Source organism: Crossiella cryophila, from assembly GCF_014204915.1.
In the GTDB taxonomy this organism is placed as follows: Bacteria; Actinomycetota; Actinomycetes; order Mycobacteriales; family Pseudonocardiaceae; genus Crossiella; species Crossiella cryophila.
In genome coordinates this window covers 8,427,353-8,445,926 of sequence record NZ_JACHMH010000001.1, presented here as the reverse complement: position 1 = coordinate 8,445,926, position 18,574 = coordinate 8,427,353, and the positions used below count along the sequence as shown (strand labels likewise).

At 70.9% G+C, this 18,574-nt stretch carries 15 protein-coding genes; 7 read left to right on the top strand and 8 right to left on the bottom strand.

Features of this window, described 5'->3' with window-relative positions:
• Nucleotides 1-92: 92 nt before the first annotated feature.
• Nucleotides 93-3,932, top strand: a complete 3,840-nt coding sequence (locus HNR67_RS36265) for an nSTAND1 domain-containing NTPase (protein ID WP_185007414.1) — start codon at nucleotides 93-95, stop codon at nucleotides 3,930-3,932.
• A 984-nt stretch (nucleotides 3,933-4,916) separates the two neighbouring features.
• Here the strand turns inward: HNR67_RS36265 and HNR67_RS36260 are convergent.
• The 3 genes from HNR67_RS36260 to HNR67_RS36250 all read right to left on the bottom strand — a co-directional run bounded on the left by HNR67_RS36260 (nucleotide 4,917) and on the right by HNR67_RS36250 (nucleotide 7,834).
• Nucleotides 4,917-5,744 (bottom strand): aldo/keto reductase, encoded by an 828-nt coding sequence (locus HNR67_RS36260; RefSeq protein ID WP_185007412.1) that lies wholly within the window; start codon nucleotides 5,742-5,744, stop codon nucleotides 4,917-4,919.
• Between the two features lie 41 nt (nucleotides 5,745-5,785).
• Complete coding sequence (locus tag HNR67_RS36255; RefSeq protein ID WP_185007410.1) at nucleotides 5,786-6,571, bottom strand: SDR family NAD(P)-dependent oxidoreductase; 786 nt, start codon at nucleotides 6,569-6,571, stop codon at nucleotides 5,786-5,788.
• Nucleotides 6,572-6,637: 66 nt separating this feature from the next.
• Complete coding sequence (locus HNR67_RS36250) at nucleotides 6,638-7,834, bottom strand: MFS transporter (RefSeq protein ID WP_185007408.1); 1,197 nt, start codon at nucleotides 7,832-7,834, stop codon at nucleotides 6,638-6,640.
• Nucleotides 7,835-7,985: 151 nt separating this feature from the next.
• Between HNR67_RS36250 and HNR67_RS36245 the strand changes: the two genes are divergently transcribed.
• Entirely contained in the window at nucleotides 7,986-8,432 is a 447-nt protein-coding gene (locus HNR67_RS36245) for a MarR family winged helix-turn-helix transcriptional regulator (protein WP_185007406.1), read from the top strand.
• Nucleotides 8,433-8,557: 125 nt separating this feature from the next.
• Nucleotides 8,558-10,216, top strand: a complete 1,659-nt coding sequence (locus HNR67_RS36240) for an FAD-binding dehydrogenase (RefSeq protein ID WP_185007404.1) — start codon at nucleotides 8,558-8,560, stop codon at nucleotides 10,214-10,216.
• Between the two features lies 1 nt (nucleotide 10,217).
• Here HNR67_RS36240 and HNR67_RS36235 read toward each other — a convergent pair whose 3' ends face one another.
• The gene (locus tag HNR67_RS36235) at nucleotides 10,218-10,649 is read right to left on the bottom strand and encodes a glycine cleavage system protein H (RefSeq protein WP_185007402.1); all 432 of its coding nucleotides are present in this window, start codon (nucleotides 10,647-10,649) and stop codon (nucleotides 10,218-10,220) included.
• 315 nt (nucleotides 10,650-10,964) lie between these two features.
• Between HNR67_RS36235 and HNR67_RS36230 the strand changes: the two genes are divergently transcribed.
• The 4 genes from HNR67_RS36230 to HNR67_RS36215 all read left to right on the top strand — a co-directional run bounded on the left by HNR67_RS36230 (nucleotide 10,965) and on the right by HNR67_RS36215 (nucleotide 13,943).
• Nucleotides 10,965-11,714, top strand: coding sequence for a DUF998 domain-containing protein (locus HNR67_RS36230; RefSeq protein ID WP_312988833.1), 750 nt, complete (start codon nucleotides 10,965-10,967; stop codon nucleotides 11,712-11,714).
• Between the two features lie 108 nt (nucleotides 11,715-11,822).
• Nucleotides 11,823-12,152 carry a hypothetical protein gene (locus HNR67_RS36225; protein WP_185007400.1) on the top strand — a complete coding sequence of 110 codons (330 nt, stop codon included), beginning with the start codon at nucleotides 11,823-11,825 and terminating at the stop codon, nucleotides 12,150-12,152.
• Complete coding sequence (locus HNR67_RS36220; RefSeq protein ID WP_185007397.1) at nucleotides 12,149-12,745, top strand: DUF3558 domain-containing protein; 597 nt, start codon at nucleotides 12,149-12,151, stop codon at nucleotides 12,743-12,745. The genes HNR67_RS36225 and HNR67_RS36220 overlap by 4 nt, the downstream gene beginning before the upstream one ends.
• A 16-nt stretch (nucleotides 12,746-12,761) precedes the next feature.
• Nucleotides 12,762-13,943: a hypothetical protein gene (locus HNR67_RS36215; protein WP_185007395.1), complete on the top strand. Its 1,182-nt coding sequence runs from the start codon at nucleotides 12,762-12,764 to the stop codon at nucleotides 13,941-13,943.
• Here the strand turns inward: HNR67_RS36215 and HNR67_RS36210 are convergent.
• The 4 genes from HNR67_RS36210 to HNR67_RS36195 form a co-directional block, all read right to left on the bottom strand.
• The gene (locus HNR67_RS36210) at nucleotides 13,877-14,659 is read right to left on the bottom strand and encodes a hypothetical protein (protein WP_185007393.1); all 783 of its coding nucleotides are present in this window, start codon (nucleotides 14,657-14,659) and stop codon (nucleotides 13,877-13,879) included. The two genes, HNR67_RS36215 and HNR67_RS36210, sit on opposite strands and share 67 nt — an antisense overlap.
• 117 nt (nucleotides 14,660-14,776) lie before the next feature.
• Nucleotides 14,777-15,613 carry a hypothetical protein gene (locus HNR67_RS36205; RefSeq protein WP_185007392.1) on the bottom strand — a complete coding sequence of 279 codons (837 nt, stop codon included), beginning with the start codon at nucleotides 15,611-15,613 and terminating at the stop codon, nucleotides 14,777-14,779.
• Complete coding sequence (locus HNR67_RS36200) at nucleotides 15,606-17,657, bottom strand: hypothetical protein (RefSeq protein WP_185007373.1); 2,052 nt, start codon at nucleotides 17,655-17,657, stop codon at nucleotides 15,606-15,608. Before HNR67_RS36200 ends, HNR67_RS36205 begins: the two co-directional genes overlap by 8 nt.
• Complete coding sequence (locus tag HNR67_RS36195; RefSeq protein ID WP_185007372.1) at nucleotides 17,654-18,565, bottom strand: hypothetical protein; 912 nt, start codon at nucleotides 18,563-18,565, stop codon at nucleotides 17,654-17,656. The genes HNR67_RS36200 and HNR67_RS36195 overlap by 4 nt, the downstream gene beginning before the upstream one ends.
• Nucleotides 18,566-18,574 lie beyond the last annotated feature (9 nt).

The following is an 18,574-nucleotide window of genomic DNA, read 5'->3' as shown; positions in this document are numbered from 1 at the left end:
GCCCCTCACGAACAGTTTTAGCTGTTCCGCAGTTGTGTGGCTTCGCACCGCCGACTACACAATCAACCCGCACACAATCCGGGGTGGGGGTTATGCCACGTCCAGAACGTCCGCTGGATCCGGCTGCCGGACCGGTCCAGCGCTTCGCCGGTGAGCTGCGCGTGCTGCGTCAGCAGGCCGGGAACCCGAGCTATCGCGAACTCGCCCGCCGGGCGCACTTCTCCATGGCCACCCTGGCCCAGGCCGCGCGCGGCGACCGGCTGCCCAGCCTGGCCGTCACCCTCGCCTACGTCCGGGCCTGCGGCGGCGCGGAAGCGGACTGGGAACAGCGGTGGCGGGACACGGTCGCCGAACTCGAACCGGCCGGTCCGCGCGAGGCCGACGCCGACCAGCCGCCCTACCCGGGACTGGCCGCCTTCCAGGCCGAGGACGCCGACCGGTTCTTCGGCCGCGCCGACCTGGTGCGCAAACTCCTCGACCTGCTCACCACCCGGCGCTTCGTCGCGGTGGTCGGCGCCTCCGGCTCCGGCAAGTCCTCGGTGCTGCGCGCCGGCGTGCTGCCCAAGGCCGGGCCCGCGCTGGTGATCACCCCCGGCGCCCGCCCCCTTGAGGAATGCGCGGTGGCCCTGGCCGCCCGGCTGCGCACCCCCGCCGGCGGACTGGTCGCCGACCTGCGGGAGCAACCGCGCAACCTCGGGCTCGCGCTGCGCCAACTGCTCGAGGGCGAACCGGCCGAGGCGGAGTTCCTGCTGGTCGTGGACCAGTTCGAGGAACTGTTCACGCTCTGCGCCGACCCGGCCGAACGCTCCGCCTTCCTGGCCGCCCTGCGCGCGGCCACCGACGACGACAGCGGCCGGGCCCGGGTGGTCATCGGGGTCCGCTCGGACTTCTACACGCACTGCCTGCAACGCCCCGAACTCGCCGGGATCCTGCAAGACGCGCAGATCGTCGTCGGCAGGCTCGGCACCGACGAACTGCGCGCGGTCATCGTCGAACCCGCCGTCCGGGCCGGCTGCACGGTGGAGACCGCACTGGTCACCCGCCTGGTCGCCGATGCCGCCGGCCGACCGGGCGTGCTGCCGCTGGTCTCGCACGCGCTGCTGGAGACCTGGCGGCGGCGCCGCGGCACCACGCTCACCCTGGCCGGTTACGACGCCGTCGGCGGCATCGAACACGCCGTCGCCCGCACCGCCGAGGAAGTCCACAGTGGACTCACCGAGGACCAGCGGGCCCTGCTGCGGCGGATCCTGCTGCGCCTGACCGCGCTCGGCGAGGGCACCGAGGACACCAAACGCCGCATCCACCGCGGCGAACTCGACACCGCCGACCCGGACACCGCGCTGGTGCTCGACCGGCTCACCGCGGCCCGCCTGCTCACCCGCGACGGCGACACCGTGGAGATCACCCACGAGGCGCTGATCCGGTCCTGGCCCCGGCTGCGCGGCTGGCTCACCGAGGACCGGGAGGGCCTGCGGGTGCACCGCCAGCTCACCGAGGCCGCCGCGGGCTGGGAGACCGACCACCGTGATCCCGGCGCGCTCTACCGCGGCTCCCGGCTGGCCGTGGCCAAGGACTGGGCCACCCGCAACGACGCCACGCTCTCCGCGGGGGAGCGGCGTTTCCTCACCGACAGCCTGGCCGAACAGGCCCGGCAGGACCAGACCGACCGGCGGCGCACCCGGCGGCTGTGGCAGGCCGTCGCGCTGCTCACCGTGATGCTCGTGCTCAGCGTGGTGGCCACCGGCTTCGCCGTGGACTCCCAGCGGATGGCCGACGAGGAACGCACCACCACCCTCGCCCAGCAGGTCTCCGACCGGGCGATCTCCCTGCGTGGCACCAATCCCGCGCTGGCCGCCCGGCTCAGCCTGGCCGCCTACCGGCTCGCGCCGATCCCGGAGACCCGCGGCAACCTGTTGAGCACCAACGCCACCCACTACGCCAGCCCGCTCACCGAACAGGGCAACACCGTCGGCGCGGCCATGTACAGCCCGGACGGCAGGCACCTGGTGGTGGCCAACCAGAACAGCACGCTGAGCCTGTGGGACGTCAGCGACCGCAGGCATCCGTACCGGCTGCGCACCCTGCACGGGCACCGCGGCCCGGTGGTCGCGCTGGCCTACCGGCCCGGCGGCGGCGTGGTCGCCTCCGGCGGTGCGGGCGTGCTGTTCTGGGATGTCAGCGATCCGCGGCAGAGCAAGGAGATCGGCCGGTTGCCGTGGCAGGGCGCCCCGGTCAGCGCACTGGCCTTCGACCGCAGCGGCGGACTGCTGGCGGTGGCCGGGGTGGACGGCGTGGTCGAACTCTGGGACGTGCGCGATCCGGCCGCGGCCAAGCCACGGGCCAAGTTCAAGGACGCCAGGACCGTGCACGGCATGGCCTTCAGCCCGGATGGCCGCACCTTCGCCATCGCGGGCTCCGGCGACCAGCCGGTGCGGTTCTGGGACATCCGCGACCCGGCGGCCCCACGCCAGCTGGGCAGCCTGCAGGTGGCCCGCTCCGGCAACCTGCCGGTGGACCGGCAGACCGCCTTCGGCGCGGCCTTCAACCACGACGGCACCCTGTTCGCCACCGGCGCGGTCGACCGCAGCGTGCGGGTGTGGGACCTGCGCGACCCGGCCAACCCGGTCGCGCTGCCGCACCTGGAGGGGCACCGGGACACCGTCTTCGACCTCACCTTCAGCCCGAGCGGGGACACCCTGGTCTCCGCCGCGCTGGACAACGACATCCGGGTCTGGCACCTGCGCGACCGGGCCCGGCCGAGGGCGGGCGCGGTGCTGAGCAAGCACACCGACATCGTGCGCTCGGTGGTCTTCCACCCCGACGGCACCACGCTGGCTTCCGGCAGCCTGGACCAGAGCGTGCGGCTGTGGGACTTCGCCAACCCGGAACGCCCGGTGGAGCTGCCCGAGCTGAGCGCGCACAGCGGCCCGGTGCGCACCGCGGTGCTGCACCCCAACCAGAAACTGCTCGCCACCGGCAGCGCCGACCGCACCGTGCGACTGTGGGACGTGCGCGACCAGCGGCACCCGAAGCTGGTGAAGGTGTTGCCGGGCCACGACGACGTGGTCTACGACGTCCGGTTCAGCCCCGACGGCAGCCTGCTGGCCACCGCCACCCTGGACGGCAAGGTCCGCCTCTGGTCGGTCACCGACCTGGCCGAGGTCACCCTGCGCGGCACCCTGGAAGGGCATGAGGACGGGGTGCTGTCGGTGGCCTTCGCCGAGGGCGGCGCCACCCTGATCACCGGCAGCATCGACAGCACGGTGCTGATGTGGGACATCCGCGACCCGGCCAACCCCCGCCGCGGCGCCCAGCTGACCAGCCCCACCGACGCCATCATGGCCGTGTCCTACAACGAGAAGACCCGCATCCTGGCCGCCGCGGCCGCCGACCGCTCCGTCCGGCTGTGGCGGATCGAGGACTACCAGCGCGCCACCGCCCTGGCCACCGCGGGCGGCCACCAGGACCTGCCGTACTCGGTCGCGATCAACCCGGAGGGCACGCTGGTCGCCTCCACCGGCGCGGACCACTCGGTGCGCATGTGGGACATCCGGAATCCGGCCGATCCGAAGCTGGTGGAGGCCAAGACGGAGCACGGCAACACGACGTACTCGGTGGCGTTCAGCCCCGATGGCCGGACGCTGGCCTCGACCGGCGCCGATCAGACGTTGCGGCTGTGGGAGGTCTCGGCCGAGGGCAGGCTGACCGAGTCGGCGGTGCTGGCGTTGCACAAGGACCGGGTGTACAGCGGGCAGTTCAGCCCGGATGGGAAGACGGTGGTCAGTGGGGGGCATGACGGGGTGGTGTTGCTGTGGGACGCGGATCCGGAGCAGGCCGCTGCGGCGGTGTGCGGGTTGCCGGAGGCGGAGCTGACCGAGCAGGAGTGGGATCAGTATTTCCCGGGCGTCCCACAACGCTCGCAGTGCACCTGACCCGAGGCTGACCGGGAGGAAGATCATCCCGAGTGTTGGCCGTTCTCGTACGGTGTGTTGGCCGTTGTTGTACGGCCGCAGGCCGGGGTTTGGGGTTGGGGGTTTGGGGGTGAAAACCCCACGACGAGGGTTCTCGTGTGTTCTCCGTACGGCCTGGAGCTTGCTGACCGCGCCTCGCCGAGTGGCCCCTGCAACCTGCCGCCGCGTGCCCACGAATCCGCAACGGGGGCCGCTCGGTGAGGTGTGGTTGGCTTGCGGAAGGCCGTGCGGAGAACACACGAGCCCTCGGAGCCACGCTGGTTCAGGCCCCGGCAGCACAAACCCCGCCCCGCAACCTGCTCATCCCGGGGTTTGATCTGCCCTCCCCCTCCGGTGGTCTGCCCGGCCGGCGAGGCCATCCTTTCGCTTTTGATCTTGATCTAAAACCAAAGTCAAGATCAAGATCGTCCTCGCCGGACGGGCAGAAATCAAAGGATGGGGGGGAAAATCAAGAACAAGGGCAGAGAAGAAGAGCAGTGCTCGTACGGTTCCCCCATCCCCGTCAGCCTTCCGATACCAAACCACATCCCGGGCACGCAGACCGTTGCGGTTGGGTGGCTAGGGCGGCGGCAGGTTGCGGTCTGCGCGCCCGGGATGTGGTGTGTCCTCTCCAGGCTGACGGGGATGGGGGAACCGCTCGGGGAGTGTTGAAAAGCCACCCCGGCTGCTGGTGTTCGGGCTTCGCCCGGCCGCAGCGCGTCAGAACCGCCTAGCCGCAGTGTTCCCGGGCTTCGCCCGCCTGCCCCCAACGCTCCCCGCTCCGGGCTCCGCCAGCCCGCCCGCCGTCCCACAACGGCCAACGTGCCGTACGACAACGGCCAACACTCGGTACGACAACGGCCAACACGCGCGGAGGGTTGAAGCCCTGCCGCGCGTGTTGGCCGTTCTGGGACGGTGTGTTGGCCGTTGTGGTACGGGGTGTTGGCTGTTGTGGGGCGGGTGGGGTTAGGCGTTGAAGGTGTCGGGGTTGGGGCCGGTGCGGTGGTTGTCGTCGAGGGTGGAGATGGTGGCGAGGTCGTCCTGGGTCAGGTCGAAGTCGAAGACGTTGAGGTTTTCCTTGATGCGGGACGGGGTTACCGACTTCGGGATGACGATGTTGCCGAGCTGGAGGTGCCAGCGGAGGACGACCTGGGCGGGGGTGCGGTCGTACTTGGTGGCCAGGGTGGTCAGCAGGTCGTGGTCGAGCAGGCCGCCCTTGGCCAGGGGGCTCCAGGCCTCGGTGGCGATGCCCAGGTCCTGGTGGGCGGCGCGGACCTCGGACTGGATCAGGCGGGGGTGCAGTTCGACCTGGTTCACGGCGGGGACCACGCCGGTGGCGTCGATGACGTCCTTGAGGTGGCCGGGCTGGAAGTTGGACACGCCGATGGCGCGGACGCGGCCGTCGGCCTGGAGCTTGGTCAGCGCTTTCCAGGAGTCCACGTAGCGGCCGTTGGCCGGGGCGGGCCAGTGGATCAGGTACAGGTCCAGGTAGTCCAGCTTCAGTTTGTCCAGGCTGGTGTCGAAGGCACGCAGGGCGCTGTCGTAGCCCTGGTCGCTGTTCCACAGCTTCGTGGTGATGAACAGCTCCTCGCGCGGGACGTCCGCGGCGGCCAGGGCGGCGCCGACGCCCGCCTCGTTGCCGTAGATGGCCGCGGTGTCGATGCTGCGGTACCCGGCCGCCAGGGCGTGCGTGACGGCGGCCTCGGTCTCGGCGTCCGGCACCTGGAACACGCCGAAGCCCAGCTGCGGCATGGCCACCCCGTTGTTGAGGGTGAGGGACGGAACGGTGCTCATCGATCTTCCTTTCGTGGCGTGCGGGAAATCAGGGGGGTGGGTCAGATGGTGGGGATCAGGCCGCCGTCGACGCGCAGCGCGGCGCCGGTGGTGGCCGAGGCGCCCTCGCTGGCGGTGTAGACGATCAGGTTGGCGATCTCCTCCGGCCGGATCAGCCGCTTGAGCAGCGAGGTCGGCCGGTCGGTTGCCATGAACTCGCGCTCGGCCGCCTCGAAGGGCAGGTCCGGGTACAGCTCGCCGATGAAGGTGCGCACGCCCTCGGTCAGGGTGGAGCCGGGCAGCACGCTGTTCACCGTGACCCCGGTGCCGGCCACCTCCAGGGCCAGGCCGCGGGCCACCGAGAGCTGGGCGGTCTTGGTCATCCCGTAGTGCACCATCTCGCGCGGGATCATCACCGCGGACTCGCTGCTGACGAAGATCACCCGGCCCCAGCCGCGCGCTGCCATCCGCGGCGCGTAGTGCCGGGACAGCCGTACCCCGGAGAGCACGTTGACCTCGAAGAAGCGCAGCCAGTCCGCGTCGGTGATCTCGAAGACCGGCTTCGGCTCGAAGATCCCGGTGTTGTTGATCAGGATGTCCACGTCCGGGAGCTGCTCGAACAGCCCGTCGGCGCCCTCGGCGGTGGCGATGTCGGCCGCGACGCCGGTGATGGTGGCCGAGCCGGTCTCCGCCTTGAGCTTGGCCACGGCCTGCTCCACCCGGTCCGCACTGCGGCCGTTGACCACGACCGCGGCGCCCGCCTGGGCGAACCCGGCGGCCACGGCGTAGCCGATCCCGCTGGTCGAGCCGGTGACGAGGGCGGTGCGTCCGGTCAGGTCGATCTTCATCGCTGCTTGCTGCCTTTCGTGGGCGAGGATATTCAGTACGGCGATATATGCGGTGGAGACTGGTATTCAGCGGGCCAGGGCGGTGGCCGGTTCGATCGACGCGGTGTCGATCGTCGCGCGCCCGCGCCGGTCCAGCCAGCCGGAGAACAACGCGACCGCCAGTCCGGCCACAGTGAGCGTGCCGCCGATCCAGTTCGGCGCGGTGTAGCCCAGCCCGTTCTCGATGGCCAGTCCGCCCAGCCAGGCGCCACCGGCGTTGCCCAGGTTGAACGCGGCCACGTTGGCCGCCGAGGCCAGTGCGGGCGCACCCGCCGCCTTGGTCAGTACCCGCATCTGCAGTGGCGCAACCGTGGCGAACCCGGCGATGCCGAACACCGCGATGGTCAGCACCGAGCCGAGCTGGGAGTGCGCGGTGAAGGTGAAGGTGAACAGCACCGCGGCCAGCACGGCCAGGATCACGTACAGGCTGGGCATCAGCGCGCGGTCCGCGGCCCTGCCGCCGAGCAGGTTGCCCACGAACAGTCCGGCGCCGAAGAGCACCAGCAGCCAGGTCACGGTGCCGCCGGCGAACCCGGCGACCTGGGTCATCATCGGCGCGATGTAGGTGAAGGAGGCGAACACCCCGCCGAAGCCGAGCGTGGTCATCGCCAGCGCCAGCCACACCTGCGGGATCCGGAACACCGCGAGTTCGCCGCGCAGCCCACCGCCGGGGGCGGCCTGGGTGCGCGGGACCAGGGCGAGGATGCCGATCAGGCCGAGCACCCCGAGCACGGTCACCGCCCAGAAGGTGGACCGCCAGCCGAGCTGCTGACCCAGCGCGGTGCCCAGCGGCACGCCGAGCACGTTGGCCATGGTCAGCCCGGTGAACATCAGCGCGATCGCGCTGGCCCGCCGCTCCGGCGCGACCAGGTCCGCGGCCACCACCGAGCCGACGCCGAAGAACGCGCCGTGCGCGAGCGCGGCGACCACCCGGCCGGTCATCAGCAGCCCGTAGGTCTCGGCCAGCGCGGAGAACAGGTTCCCGGCGATGAACAGCACCATCAGGCTGACCAGGATCGTCTTGCGCGGCAGCTTCGAGCCGACCGCGGTGAGCACCGGGCCGCCGACCACGACACCGAGCGCGTACCCGGTGATGAGCAGCCCCGCGGCCGGGATGGACACCCCGAAATCGGCCGCCACCTCGGGCAACAGCCCCATGATGACGAACTCGGTGGTGCCGATGGCGAACGCGCTGATCGCCAGGGCGAGCAGTGCAACGGGCATGTCCAGCTCCCAGGTAGGTAGCGTACTCAACTAGCGGCGTTCACAATAACCCGCGTCTGCGATAGTTGCACACGCTGGTTATTGCACGAGCTGTATGATGCACCGGTAGACCGGACGGCGCAAGCCGAGCAGCTCAGACGGGGTGAAGGCGATGGGACTGGCCGACGACGCGGTCGAAGCGCGGGCTCAGGGGTGGCGCACCCTGGCGGCGCTGCACGGCCGGATCGAGGACAAACTCGAGCGGGCGCTGCAGAAGGAGCACGAGTTGTCCGTGCGCGAGTTCAGCGTGCTCTCCATCCTGTCCCGCCAGGACGGCTGGCACATGCGGATGAACCAGCTGGCCAACGCGGTGGTGCTGAGCCAGTCCGCGACCACCCGCCTGGTCACCAGGCTGGAGGAGCGCGGCCTGCTGGAGCGCTACCTGTGCGCCGACGACCGGCGCGGCATCTACACCGAGGTCACCGCGGCAGGCCAGCGCCTGGTCGACCAGGCCCGCCCGATCCACGACGACGCGCTGGCCGAGGCCCTCGCCGAAGCCCAGGCACTGCCCGAACTGGCCCCCCTGGTCGCCGTCCTGGAGCACGCCTGGACCCCGTGACCCGCCGGCAATCCGCGCAATCCGCTACCCGCGAGTAGAAATCCGCGCGCGTCACTAGGACCAGCCCCCGCCGAAGCGGCATGATCGGCGCATCCGCGTCACCTGCTCCGGGAGAAGGGTCGTCAATGGCTGCCGATGCCGATGTCATCGTGGTGGGCGCTGGGCTGGCCGGTCTGGTCGCCACCGCCGAACTCGCCGACGCGGGCAGGCGGGTGCTGCTGCTCGACCAGGAACCCGAGACGAGCATGGGCGGACAGGCGTTCTGGTCCTTCGGCGGCCTGTTCCTGGTCGACTCGCCCGAGCAGCGCCGGCTGCGCATCCGCGACTCCTACGACCTGGCCTGGCAGGACTGGCTGGGCACCGCGGGCTTCGACCGCGAGGAGGACCACTGGCCGCGCAAGTGGGCCGAGGCCTACGTGCAGTTCGCCGCGGGGGAGAAGCGGTCCTGGCTCAAACAGCAGGGCATCGGCATCTTCCCGGTGGTCGGCTGGGCCGAACGCGGCGGCTACGACGCCAACGGCCACGGCAACTCGGTGCCGCGCTTCCACATCACCTGGGGCACCGGCCCCGGCGTGATCGAGCCGTTCGTCAAACGGGTACGCGCCGCGGTCGAGCGCGGCCTGGTCACGCTGAGGTTCCGGCACCGGGTGGACGAGCTGACCGTCACCGGCGGCGTGGTCGACGGCGTGCGCGGCCAGGTGCTGGAACCCAGCTCGGTGGCCCGCGGCGAAGGCAGCTCGCGCACCCCGATCGGCGACTTCGAGCTGCGCGCCCAGGCCGTGATCGTCACCTCCGGCGGCATCGGCGGCAACCACGACCTGGTCCGCCGCAACTGGCCGCAGCGCCTGGGCACCCCGCCGGCCAAACTGCTCTCCGGCGTGCCCGCGCACGTGGACGGCCGGATGCTCGGCATCACCGAGGCCGCGGGCGGGCGGATCATCAACCCGGACCGGATGTGGCACTACACCGAGGGCATCCAGAACTGGAACCCGATCTGGGCCAAGCACGGCATCCGGATCCTGCCCGGCCCGTCCTCACTGTGGCTGGACGCGCGCGGGCAGCGGCTGCCGGTGCCGCTGTTCCCCGGCTTCGACACCCTGGGCACCCTGGAACACATCATGCGCTCCGGGCACGAGCACACCTGGTTCATCCTCACCCAGAAGATCATCGAGAAGGAGTTCGCGCTCTCCGGCTCCGAGCAGAACCCCGACCTCACCGGCAAGAGCGTGCGCCAGGTGCTCGGCAGGGCCCGCGCGGGCGCGCCCGCGCCGGTGGAGGCGTTCAAGCGCAACGGGATCGACTTCATCGTCGAGCAGACCCTGCCCGCGCTGGTGCGCCGGATGAACGAACTCACCGGCGGCGAACCGCTGATCGAACTGTCCGATGTGGAGCGTCAGGTGCTGGCCAGGGACCGCGAGATCGCCAACCCGTTCACCAAGGACCTCCAGGTGACCGCGTTGCGCGGGGCCCGGAACTACCTGGGGGACAAGCTGATCCGGGTGGCCAGCCCGCACCGGCTGCTCGATCCCAAGGCTGGACCGCTGATCGCGGTGCGGCTCAACATCCTGACCCGCAAGACCCTGGGCGGCCTGGAGACCGACCTCGACGGCCGGGTGCTGCAGGCCGGTGGCGACGTGCTGCCCGGCGTGTACGCGGCCGGCGAAGTGGCGGGCTTCGGCGGCGGCGGCATGCACGGCTATCGGTCCCTGGAGGGCACTTTCCTTGGTGGCTGCCTGTTCTCCGGCCGCACGGCGGGCCGGGCCGCGGCGGCCGCGGTCGGCTGAGTCAGTCCTTGGCGTGACTGGGGAAGGCCGAGCCGACGCACTCCCGGTACTCCTCCGGGGTCAGCACGTGCTCCGGCCACGCCGTCAGCCGCACCTTCACCAGCCACGAGACATCGGAATCGTTGCTGCACAACAGCAAGGAGGGGTCGTCGAGCACCTCGGTGTTGACCTCGACGACCTCTCCGCTGACCGGTGCGAACAAGTCGCTGCACAGCCGGATCGAGGCGATCAGGCCACAGCGCTCACCCGCCTCCAGTCGCGCGCCGCGCGGGGGCAGGCTGAGGTAGCGCACCGTGCCGAGGCATCGGGAGGCCGGCGCGGTCAGGCCGAGCTTGACCGTGTCCTCGCCGAACTCGATCCACGCGTGGTCCGCGGTGTAGTCGAATTTGTCCGGTACGTCCGCTAGCTCCTGGTACAGGTCTTTTACCGCCATGCCGAGTGACGCTAGGACATCTGACTGTGTGTGGCCAACCCGTCGACGTTGCGTCGTGAGATCGATTAACCCGCATTTCGAAACCCTTGTGTATAGGTAATCGGTTGCTGGGCTGAACGCCCTGGTCGCGGCGCTGCTCCATCCGGGTTGTGGCTTTGGGCACCCTCAAGTCGGCAGAACCCGGAGCTGTCTTCAGGATGTCGACAGCCGCGAGTGGGAACGTGCGCCACCCGCCCCCGCGTTGTGTGGGCAGAAGATCACAACGACCTGGCGCCGGCGGAGTGCAGACCCCGGCGCCCTGCCGCGGAGGTGCCCGTGCTGGTTCCCGAGGTTCCCCCAACCCAGGCGGAACCGGCCCGCACCGCCGTCGCGGCGGCGCCCAGACCCTTCCCCGAACGGGTACTGGGCGCCGCCGCCCCGCTCGGCACCGTGCTGGTGCTGGCCGGGATCGCCCTGGTCGGCCTGCTCGATCTGCTGCCCAGCTCCGCCCCGCTGCGCCGCACCATCAGCCACTACGCGCTCACCGACGCCCGCTGGGTCTTCGACCTGGCCCTGCTGATCCTGGCCGCGGGCTCGGCGGTGATCCTGGTCGGCCTGGTGCGCAAGGGGGTTACCCGCCCGGCCGCGCCCGCCACGGTGTTCCTCGGGCTGTGGGTGGTGGGCCTGGTGATCGTGGTGCTCTTCCCCAAACACGACTGGTCGGTCGGGCCGAGCATGAGCGGTGACATCCACCGGATCGGCAGCGCGCTGGCCTTCCTCGGCCTGCCGATCGCGGCCCTGCTGCTGGCCAGGCCCTGGCTGCGGGAGGCGGCCGCGCGCGGCTTCGCCAGGACGGTGTGGTGGCTGGGCCTGGTGTCGCTGCTGTGGTTCCCGCCGCTGATCGCGGTGATCGCCTACTACGGACCGCTGGGCGTGGCCTGGTGGGAGATCTTCCCGCTCGGCCTGTGGGAACGCCTCCTCGCTTTCACCGAGGTAATGGCGGTGGTGGCACTAGGCTGGTGGGCGCACAGAATTCCGGCCAACGGTGGCAAATTGCAGGCGGACACAAGCAATTTTTCCGCCTGATTCAAACATCCGGGTGAAGGTCCGGAGCTGTGTGCGAATAGTCACGGTGGCACCCGCTTTCCTCATTCACGGTTACTGATCGTTAAGTGTGGGAATCGGGGGGTAGTCGTGGGGCTGGATGATCGGGTACGGGTCACCAGGGAACAGGTGCTCGCCGCCTACGCGGTGCTGCGCAGGGAGGGCGAGTGGCTGCGGGACCGGCTGGAGGAGTTGCAGGACGATCTCCGGCTGCGGCCCTGCGGTGGTGATCCGGTCAGCCGGGACACCGCCGAGGTGTTCAGCTGGAAGTTCGTCCAGGCGCCGGATTCGATCTATCGGCAGTACCTGAAGTACAGCCAGACCCTGCTGGACGCGGCGGTGGAACTCCGGGTCGCCGCCGAGACCTACGGATTCACCGAATCCGATATCGCCGAATCGCTGGCGCGGTATCGGCCATGAACCGGAAACCCGCACTGGGAATGGCGATGCTGCTCTTCCTCGCCGGGTGCGCGGTGCCCGGTTCGCCGGTGGCCATGGACGAGGCGGCGGCGAACGCGGCGGCCAGGGCGCAGGTGTCCGCGCGGCCCAGTGAGATCCGCCTCGACGGCTTCGCCGGGGAGCAGGTCTGCTCCCTGCTCACCGCGGCGCAGCAGAAGGACCTCGGGGTCGACTACGTGATGCCCGCGGAGGCGGGGGACCGGTTCGACAACCGGGGCTGCCGGTTCTCCCGGTCGCTGGAGAAGCCGCGCTATGCCTACCGGGTGACGCCGGTGACCCAGGAGGGCGCGGACGTCTGGCTGCGGCCGGGGGAGACCAACCTGGAGGTCCAGGTGGTGCGGGTGGCCGGGTTCCCCGCGGTGCAGAACCGGCGGCGAACCGACGACCGCGGCTGCTTCGTCGACGTCAGCGTGGCCGACGGGCAACGGCTGGGGATCCAGTACTCCTACGACACCCACCCGGTGCCGCTGACCGCGGCCGAACTGTGCGGGCGCGCGATGGCCATGGCCGAGCTGGCCATCCGGAACCTGGTGGAGCTGCGCGGCAGACGATGAACGAAGGGGGCGGGGGATGAGTGAGGGGCCACGGATACGGCACAACCGGTTCGAGGGCTATCCGCTGGAGGTGAAGTACGACTGGATGCAGCAGGGCGCTGGCAGCGGCGCGGTGCACCCGCCCGCGGAGGCGTTGCGGGCGGTGCACGAGGCCGCGGAACGCTGCCGGGACCGGGTGGCCAGGGCACTGACCGGGCTGGGCCTGGACTGGCACGGCGCGGCGGCCACCGCCCTGTTCGACGCGGCCCGCCCGTCCCTGGACTGGGCGATGGGCGCGATGACCGCGGCCCAGTCCAACCTGGCGGGCGTGTCCGCGCACGGCGTCGACTTCGCCGAGACCAAACCGAAGATCGAATCGGCCCAGCCGGTGTGCGGGCCCGGCCTGACCGAGGCGTTCAACCCCTTGGCGCTGCTGCAGATCCAGCAGGACATGCACGAGCAGCTCGAGGCCAACCGGGCCCGCGACGACGCGGCCAACCGCGCGCTGTACGCCTTCGAGACCGCGGCCAGGGCCCAGGCCGAATCGGTGCCCGCGTTACCCGACCCACCGCGGATCGCGGTCGAGGCGGTGCACACCGCTCCGCCCCCGACACCACCCGGCGGTCGCGACCGCGACCGCGGTCGCCGGGAACCACCCACCATCGACCCACCCACCCGCGTCACCGAGGACCCCGCCCGCACCCAGCCACCCACCGGCGCGAACCCCGCCGATCCCGGAAACCCCGCTCTCCCAGCCAATCCCGCGGACCCAGTCAACCCTGCGGACCCGGCCGACCCAACCAGGCCAGCCGACGCCACCCGCCCACAGACCAGTGCCCCGCCCGCATTCCGCCCGGAACCACCGATCCCCGGCGGCACGACAGCCGGTGTCAGCAACGGTTTCGGCGGCTCCAGCACCGGATTCTTTGCCACACCAGGGATTCCCGGCGTTCAGGGCGGCCCAGGCCACCGGTCGGCGACACCTCGAACCCCGGCCCCGACCACCACCCCAACCCAGCGCGCGACCCCCAGTGCGCCCGGAAAACCAGGCGCCCCAGGGGCTTCGCCGCTCCCAGTGCCACCGACCCCCGGCACCCGGCGGGAGGACGACGTCGAACACACCCCCAGGTACCGCAGGCTCAGCGACGAGATCTACGGGCTGGACGACCTGCCCACGGTCCCGCCGCCGGTGATCGGCGAGGGACCGGAACCGTCCTGAGGCCGCGGGCCCGGGAGCTGGTGGCGGGGCTCGAACTCGCGGTAGAGCGGGTGGATCTCGCTCTGGTGCACGGCGGACACCAGTCTGGCCAGCGGGCCCACCAACCGGACGGCTTCCTCGATCTCGTCCGGGTGGCGGGCCAGCCACCACGCGACCGCCGTACCGGGGTCGCGAAGCACACTGTCGGTCAGATACTGCCGCTGATCACATTCCCATTCCCGCTCCGCCGCCCAGGCCAACCGCTTGCGGCGCAGCCGTTGTAACTGCCCGACCAGGGTCAGGTCCTCGGCGTCGGCGGACAGTCCGATGTCCTCGGCCCAGCCCTGCACCCAGCCACCCGGATCGGCCTTGGGCGTGCCGAGTTCGGCGGCGAGTTCGGCGTTGACCCGCTCCCCGTCGGTCAGCTCCGCGACCCCGGTGATGGCCATCGCCCGGTGCAGCACCGCGTTCACCGCCACCCCGGCCGGATTCGGATGCCGGGGCCCGTCCGCGGTGACCAGACGCCAGCGCACCACGCAGGAGAAGCTGAACGCGAACTCCGCGGTCGAACTGGGCACCCGGCAGGCGGCGACCTCATACCGCGACACCGCGGCCGGACTGGCCGCCGGGGTCACGGCGGCAGCGCCGATCTCCTTCTGCAGCTGGCGGGAACGCCACCAGGTGCCCACCCCGGCGAACGGTCCGACCGTCCGCCGCACCGGTGTGGATCCGGTCATGTACGACCCTCCTTGGCAATGGACCCGCCGGAGCAGTGTGGAGGGCCGCACGCCTGGTGAACGTGACTTTTGTCACGCAGGGGGTCGCCTAACCCGGATGCCAGCGTGAGAACGGCCTCACTGTGGCGGAGCGTGGCGGCCGTTCGCGGGCCGTAACAGCGACTGCCGCAGTTCGGCGCTCGCGGTGCTCCGCCCGTATTGGTCGAGGAAGCGGACCAGGTGGTTGACGAACAGCTCGCGGCTCGCCTCGTCCATGTCCGCGGCCATCTCGACGACCGCGGTCGTGAGCGGCGGCCCGGCCGGTGACGGCCCGGGGTGGGCGGCGCCGTTGGCCGCGCGCACCCACTGGCCGAGGTGCTCGACCATGTCCGGGGCAGCTTCGGTGCGATCCGGGTTCCTGGCCAGCCACCAGGCGGCGGCCGCACTGGTGTCGCGCAGCACCTCCTGCTGGAAGTAGCGGCTGCGGTCGCGCTCCAACTGGGACTCCAGATCCCAGACCGCCTTGGCCAGCAACAGATCCTTGTACCGCTGCATCCGTTCCAGGGTGCCGTCGGCGATGGCCAGGGTCAGCGATTCGGCGCGAGCCGCGATCCGTCCGGTCGGGTCCACCATGGATTCGCCGAGTTCGGCGTTCAGCCGGATCTGCAGTGATACGTGATGGCCCGGGTACCCGTTGGCGGTCACCGCGCTCACCCGTTGCAGGATCGCGTGTCGCGCGATCCCCTCCAGATCCGGGTGGAAGCTCTTGCCCGGCAACACCTGCCAGAAGATCTCGCAGGTCAGCAGGAAGTCGACGCCCTGCACGGAACTGCGCACCTGCCAGTCCCTGACCTCGATCAGCCGCACCGGGTTCGGCGGCTCCGGCGGTGGCAACTGCTGACCCGCCTTGCGCATCCAGGCCGTGAGCTGACCGAGACACCCCTGCGGCTCACCGGGACGGACTGGCTCAACCACTGACATTCCCCTCTTCACGGATCCGCGTCCAGGCTTCGTCCTGCGCGTCCTCGATCTTGTCGTCCACCCAGGCCAGCACCCAATCCCGTTGGTTGGCCGGGATCTGCTCCGTCTCGTCGCCCACCCAGTCGGCGGCGATAAGGCGCAACACGGCCAGCAGCCGGTAGTCGCCCTCGCAGGCATCCACCAGCAGCCGCACCAGGACCGGCACCTTGTCACCATCCACAATGGAGCCATCCACCAGTCGAAGCCATGCCCGCACGGCTGTCACGGCCTCGACGGTGATGCCTTGTCCGAACGTGGCCCGCCAGCCGGTGTGCAGCAGGTCCCGAATGCCTGGTGTCGACCACAACGGCACCGAGACGCCGTCCGGGGCGAACAGTTCCCGTGGGGCGGTCAGCGCGTGGAACACCGAGGAGTTGGCCGGTACCGCGTCGCCACGGGCCATCGCCTCGGTGACCCGTCGGAGGACCGAGAACCGGGCACTGGTCGTGAAAGCCAGCTCCAGTAGCGCCGCGCGCGCGTCGGCGACCACCGCGGGATCGTGGTGCGCCAACAGGTTCTGCAGCATGGACAGGGCGAGTGGCTGGTGGGACTCGTTCAGCAACTCGGTACAGGCGGTGATGATCATTCTGGCCCGGTTGGCCGAACCGCCGGTCGTCCGGGACCAGTCGGCGAGCATCTGCCGGAAGTAGCCGCCGGAAGCGCGATCGAACACCGACAGCCGGAGTGTGCTCAGCGCCAGCGGCACCACCCTGGGATTGGTGGAGTCCGCCCAGTGCCGGGTGAGCCACCGCAGATCGGTGCGCTCGCCGGAGTTGAGGGTCAGCTCGGTGAACCGGTCGGCCATGCCGCGCCGGTCGGCGGCGGACATCATGGTGCGCGGCGCCGTGGGCAACTGTTCGACCCAGCGGGTGAGCAGCTCCCGTAGACCCGGCAGCTCCCGCCACACGTGGTTCAGTACCGCTTCGCCGTAGGCCAGTTTGGTGAACCGCACCCGGCCGGCCACCACCTGCGCGCCGACCAGGGTCAGCCGGTGCGTCAGGGGCTCGGCGGCCAGCGGGTGTTCCACCGAGACCGGATCACCCGCGTGCTCGAGCAGCCTCGCGCACGCGTGGTGCACTGCTTCCAGACGGGTCCCCTCCAGCAACGCCGCGGCCACGATCAAGGCCCGCCAGCGCGGATCGGTGTTGTCCTTGAATCGCTGGGTCAGTTCCTCCGCCCAGTTCCGATAGGCCGCCAGTGCGGTCTCCACCGTGTCCGCGAAGTCCTGGTGCCGGGGCCGCTCGGTGGTCAGCAGGTCGGCCAGCCGGGCCAGTTCGGCGGCGGGGTCCGCCCGGAGCACCACGTCGAGCCGGGGATCGTCGAGATCGGCGGGGGTGACGGCGATCCCGTTCTCACGCAGGTGGCGCTCCAGCACCAGCCTCCGGTGGTGGGAGTCGAGGGCCACCGCGGCCAGCGACTCCCGGAACCAGTCGTCCACCCTGGCCGTGCCACGTTCCGGGAGCACCACGGCCAGCGCGCCGTGCCGCTGCCGGACCTGGCCGGTGAGCACGCCGAGCAGCTCGCCCGCCCCGGCGAAATCGGGTCCGTCCAAAGTAGACAGATCGAGCAGGAGTCGTTCGGTCTCGCCGACATCCATGGGGTCGAACACGGCCGCGTCGCCGGGCACCACGGAGATCTCCCGGATCTCACCGGCCACAGCCACATCGGCGAGCAGCATGATCGCCGCGGTCCGGCGGCCGGACCCGGGGGAGCCGTGCACGAACACGGTCCGCCCGCGGTCCAGCCGACCGGCCGCCTCGCCGAAACCCCTCGGTTCGACGAAACGGTCCCGCAACCAGGTCACCTGCTCCGCCGATACCCAGCGGATCCGCTGAGACTGCCGGTCGTCCAGTTCCTCGCGGAACTGGTTGTAGGTGATGATCTGGATGCCGCTACCGGTCTGCACGGGACCGTCGTTGCCCGCCAGCACCTGGCCGCTGACCTCGTGCAGGTCGCCCATGCCGCCCCGGCCGCGGTCCGCGAAGGACGGCTCGGTCACGGTCGCCGCCCCCGCTTCCGGCGCGGCGCGGACTGGTGGATGCCCCCGGTGAACTCGGAGTTGTGCACCGCCAGGCCGGGATCCCCGATGATCTGCTGGCCGTCGCCGGTCTGCACCGAGCCGTCGTTGCCCGCGATGATCGTGCCGCTGACCTCGTGCAGATCGCCCATGCCGCCGCGGCTCCGGTTCCCCTCCGCGGCGGGAGCGGGCGGGTCGACCGGGGCCGCCGCTGGCGGGGCCACCGGTGCTGTCCCGGGGACCAGGCCGTTGGCCAGGGCATCGCCCGAGGCCCGAGACAGATACAGGTAGGCGGTGCCCTGGTACTGCTTGATCCGCACCTCGGCCGGGGTGAACTCGCTGGCGTCCACTCCGGTGTAGCCGGTCGCGACCGCGTCCTGGAACACCCGCTCGGACAGGATCGCGGCCACGAAGGTGAGCGTCGGGTTGGTCCGTTCCAGCAGCTCCTTCACCGCGGGCGCGTCCACCAGGCGGTGCGCCTCGACCCGGTGTGTGCCCTTGCCGTCGCCCAGCAGGTTGTGGCCGGTGTCGGTGAGCGGGCCGACGCTGAGGCTGACCCGCATGCGCACCGGGTTGTGGGCGGCCGTGCCGGTGGCCAGCTCGTGCCGGTGGGCCAGCTCCTGCTGCAGCCCGGTCAGGAACGGATCGATCAGCAGGGGCAGCCGCCGCGGGTCCAGGCCCACGGCGTAGCCGTCGCCGGTGCTGTCGTGGAAGCTCTTCTCGTCCCACACCTCTGGGCGGCCGATGCGGGCGAAGGTGGCGGCCAGGATCTCCGGCACCTGTTCGCTCAGCGACTGGTGCTCGACGCCCTGGTAACCGCTGTAGTCCTTGATGTCGACCACGAGCACCGCGCGGTACGGCGGCAGATCACTGGGCTGGTGCTGGGACATGCTGATGGC